The organism is bacterium (genome assembly GCA_037131655.1).
Classification (GTDB): domain Bacteria; phylum Armatimonadota; class Fimbriimonadia; order Fimbriimonadales; family JBAXQP01; genus JBAXQP01.
In genome coordinates this window covers 1-2215 of sequence record JBAXQP010000378.1, presented here as the reverse complement: position 1 = coordinate 2215, position 2215 = coordinate 1, and the positions used below count along the sequence as shown (strand labels likewise).

General features: G+C 49.3%; 2 protein-coding genes. Both read right to left on the bottom strand.

All coding sequences use genetic code 11. From position 1 onward, the window contains the following. Window positions 1-222 precede the first annotated feature (222 nt). On the bottom strand, window positions 223-1383 hold the full coding sequence (locus WCO51_12655) for a DUF262 domain-containing protein (GenBank protein MEI6514103.1): 1161 nt from the start codon (window positions 1381-1383) through the stop codon (window positions 223-225). Next, a partial coding sequence (locus WCO51_12650) for an adenine-specific methyltransferase EcoRI family protein (protein MEI6514102.1) occupies window positions 1380-2215 on the bottom strand: 836 nt, incomplete at its 5' end. The genes WCO51_12650 and WCO51_12655, both read right to left, overlap by 4 nt.

The following is a 2215-nucleotide window of genomic DNA, read 5'->3' as shown; positions in this document are numbered from 1 at the left end:
CTGCCTTATGCGCCTCATCAAGTCCGGATCGCCTACAGCATCGAGGCAAGGCAACCCCCCAACCATCTTTCTTTTTAGCCCGTTCGCCAGAATAAATGAATCCAGCGCACCGCGAAAATTGTTATGAGTTCCATCCCACATAAGCGTAAGATACGCGGATTTGTTTTCGGAGAAGCAGACTATGCCCAGCCTTGCCCACCCCCGCGTCGGCGCAAAAAGTTATTACTTGTTCCCTTTTGCCTGATTGTGCGGACGGCACAGCATCTGACAGTTTTCGATGGCAGTGGCCCCGCCATGGCTCCACGCAGTAACGTGGTCGGCATCCATCTCGCGCAACTCCCAAAGTCTGTCCTTGTTGGAGGCGTGCCCGAGAGCGCACAGCGGGCAATTGGAATTTTTTGCTTCCTTCGCCGCTTTTGTTTGAGCGCGGTAAACGGTTTGCTTGTCGCCATCATCGAAGATTCGGATTTCCAGCAACTTCGTTTCTTTCTTGCCGCCGAGAACATACTCGAATATCCCCTTGCGGTTCTTAACGTAGGGATCGGCGTAGAGAGCCTTAACATCAGCATCCACTTCCTTGGGGTCGAAGGCAGTATCGTGGTAGGCGCGATAGAGCCTGTCCCAATCGATGCCCCGCATTTCCTTTTCGGTCGCCGGGAACACGGTGGAAACCCATTCGATAACCGTATTGAAGTGGCGCTTGATTTCCGAGATGTCGCTCGAGTTCCGGTGCGCGGCAAGGTATCCATCCACGTCGCCCTCGCTGACCCATTTGATGGCGCATGCCAAGATTTCTTGGCGATTAGCAGAACCGCGAACGTAAGCGCTCCATTTTTCCAAGTTTGCGTTTGCGCTGTTACTGAACTCGGCTTTCGCAGCAGTAACGAACGGCCCGGAATAGATGGAGTTTAGCACTTCTTGTTCGTTAAGCGGAATCCCGACGATGTTGATGGTTTTGAACCACTCTTTAATTTCGGGTTCAGTTCCTTCGCATTCGTAAACAAGAAGCGTTGTTTCGAGGATCTTATCGCGCAAGTCGCTAGCCAGGCTATCGAAATTTTGCACGGTTCCATTCACTTGGACGGAGAACCGCTTGGTGAGGAAGCGGCCGATGCTGGTAATGCGTTGTTGCCCGTCCAACACTTCAAAGCGGCCATCTGCGGTTTTGATGAAATAGATTAAGCCCAGAGGATAGCCTTTTAGGATAGAGTCAATCACTGCCACATCGCAGTTCTCTTCTGCATAAATGTAGTTGCGCTGGTATTCCGGCTGAATTGTAAGCTTGCCGGCTAGGCCGAATAGCCCCTTGCCTTCAAGTTCGTTATAGACGAATCCCTCGCAGAGGGCTTTGATTGTGATTTCTGTGCGGAGTTGTGTTTTCATAGATTTTTGTGGCGGATAAATATTCGTTGGTAGGCAGACTGAACTATCCGCCCTTCTTTGTTCTTGAAATAATTCTTTTTGCCGTCATTTACCAACAGATTGGCGTTCTCATTGGTTTTGCCGCCAGTGCAACCTGTGGGACCACCAGATTGACTCATTTCGACATAATCGTCATATTTCTTAAAATCAGGAACAGCATCGTGACATCCTCTTTGGGTCGCACCTAATATTTCAAACTGTTCCGGGCAATATTTGTCCAGAAAGGTTATGGGGACACCCATGATGCCACTGTAATCACTAGGAATCCATTTGGTTTTAGGAACTTCAATAGCATCGTAGTTGTCATATTTTTCAAAAGGTCGCTCAAGCCCGTAGCGAACAACGTCCTTTTCTGTCATCAAAACGAGTGGCGTGTGGCGGCGTCCGTGGTCGAGGTTGGTATACCAACGGACGCCTTTAACGCGGATGTATTTCTTCCCCTTGTCATCAACTCGCCATCCGGCGGCGAGGAGAGGGTAGTTCTCTGGAACCTCAAATTCTCGATCCCCACTGCTGATGGTTGGCCCCAGCCACAACTTGTTTTCCTTTATCAGTGGAAACACTTCTTTATAGGTGATGGCATTCAGATTGCCTATAACCAGAAATTTTTTGTTCGCTTCGACAATCCACGCAAGAAATTCCCGAAACAGAGAAAACGGAGGATTGGTTATGATGATATCCGCTTCGTCACGAAGCTTTGTAACTTCTGGGCTACGAAAGTCTCCGTCTCCATTTAGATATTCCCATTCGAGGTCATCGAAGTTGATTTGCCCGTCGCGAGTAATATCGCGAG

Excerpts from the sequence above, each read along its gene's own strand:
- WCO51_12655 (MEI6514103.1), bottom strand. The coding sequence starts at position 1,383 with ATGAAAACACAACTCCGCACAGAAATCACAATCAAAGCCCTCTGCGAG.